The following is a 1,770-nucleotide window of genomic DNA, read 5'->3' as shown; positions in this document are numbered from 1 at the left end:
CCCGGGATCCCTTGCAGCAAGCGGTGGTAACACTCCGCAATCCCCTGCCGCCGCCAGTTCCACTCCCGCAGATAAGGCAACTTCACCGAGAGAATCACCGCCTGCAGCGCATCCAAACGACTGTTGAGACCCAAATGCTCGTGGTGGTACGGACGGGTCTGCCCATGCTCCCTGAGAGCCCGCACCCGCTTGGCCAGTTGCCCATCCCGCGTCACCACCGCCCCCCCATCCCCAGCCGCACCCAGATTCTTGGTGGGAAAAAAGCTGAAGCAGCCCACCTCCCCCCAAGTGCCCACCGGCCTGCCCCCCCAGCAGGCCCCCACCGCCTGGGCACAATCTTCCACCACCGCCAAGCCGTGCCGCCGGGCAATAGCCAGAATCTGGGTCATGTTGGCCGCCTGCCCAAACAAATGCACCACCACCACCGCCTTGGTGCGGCAGGAGATGCTCCTTTCCAGCAGCTGCGGATCCAGGTTAAAGGTGCACGGATCCACATCCACAAACACCGGACGCGCCCCCACCCGGCTGATGGCGGCAGCCGAGGCAAAAAAACTAAAGGCACTGGTGAGCACCTCATCCCCCGCCTGGATGCCCAAAGCCTGCAAAGCCAACACCAAGGCATCGGTGCCGGAATTGCAGCCGACGGCCTCCAAAGAGCCACCCCCCAAAAACTGGGCAAACTGCTCCTCAAAGCGCTGCACCGCCGCCCCGCCGATGTACTGGCCAGAGGCCAGCAGCGCTTCCAGCTGCGGCTGCAACAGCCCGGCCAAAGCGCGGTACTGCCCCGTCAAATCCAGCAGCGGAATCGGCTCCTCCGTCATGGTGCTGCCTTTGGAGAAGGTGGCGGCCACAGCCCATCATCGCGGATGAGAGCCTGGGTAGACAACGCTCTGGGCCAGCAGGGGGCTGGAACCGGTCTGCCCAGCCTGTCCTGAAGGTCTGCAATCTGAGATAGAGTAAGCGCGGGATGTCCTGAGCCAGGGATCCCTGGATACCGCTTTCTACAGGATGCTTTATGCAGGTGGCTTCTCGAGCAGTTGGCGGCACAGCGCCTTTGGCCCCCCGCCTTTTGGCTCTGGTGCCGGGGGGGATTGGTGACCAGATTTTGTTTTTCCCCGCCCTGGCCAGTTTGCGGCAGCGCTTTCCGGAGGCGGAGCTGGAGGTGCTGGTGGAGCCGCGGGCGGCGGCTGCCTACGAGGTTTGTCCTTCGGTGAGTCGGGTGCTGACTTTTCCGTTCAAAGAACAGCTGTCGTTGGGGGATCTCAGCGACCTGCTGGGGCGGATTCGCGAGCGGCAGTACGACGCAGTGCTGAGCCTGGGCCGAAGCTTGGGGGTCAAGCTGTTGTTGTGGCTGACCGGCATTCCCAAGCGGGTGGGCTATGCGCCGCCGGGGCCGGGGCGACCTTGGCTGACCGACCCGGTGCCCCTGAAGCCGGCCCAGTATGCGGCCCAGATGTACCACGACCTGGTGCAGGGGTTTGGCATTGCTGCGCCGGCGGGGTTGCCCCAGATTCGGCTGAAAAAAGCAGACCTGGAGTGGGCAGAGCAGGAACGCAAGCGCCTTTTGGGGGATGCCGCTCAAGATTATGTGCTGTTGCATCCGGGGGCCAGCCAGCTGTCGCAGGAGAAGGGAATTCAGAAGATCTATCCCTCTGCCAACTGGGTCAAGGTCATCAAGGGTTTTCGGGAGAAGCGGCCGGAGCTGCCGTTGGTGCTGGTGGTGGGGCCAGAGGATGAGCAGCTGGCGGAGGGCTTTCTGGCGCAACTGCC

The 1,770-nt window shown here is 63.7% G+C and carries 2 protein-coding genes; one reads left to right on the top strand and one right to left on the bottom strand.

The window, feature by feature from the left end; genetic code table 11:
• Window positions 1–851 (bottom strand): DegT/DnrJ/EryC1/StrS family aminotransferase (locus NW818_RS05890; protein WP_414424068.1); only part of this gene is annotated, 851 nt, incomplete at its 3' end.
• Between the two features lie 164 nt (window positions 852–1,015).
• On the opposite strand from NW818_RS05890, the gene NW818_RS05885 reads away from it, so the two are divergent.
• Window positions 1,016–1,770 (top strand): glycosyltransferase family 9 protein (locus NW818_RS05885; RefSeq protein ID WP_414424067.1); only part of this gene is annotated, 755 nt, incomplete at its 3' end.

It is taken from the genome of Synechococcus sp. R6-5 (genome assembly GCF_047461775.1).
Taxonomy (GTDB): Bacteria; Cyanobacteriota; Cyanobacteriia; order Thermostichales; family Thermostichaceae; genus Thermostichus.
The sequence above is the reverse complement of the archived record's forward strand: the minus strand, read 5'-3'. Positions and strand labels throughout refer to the sequence as shown.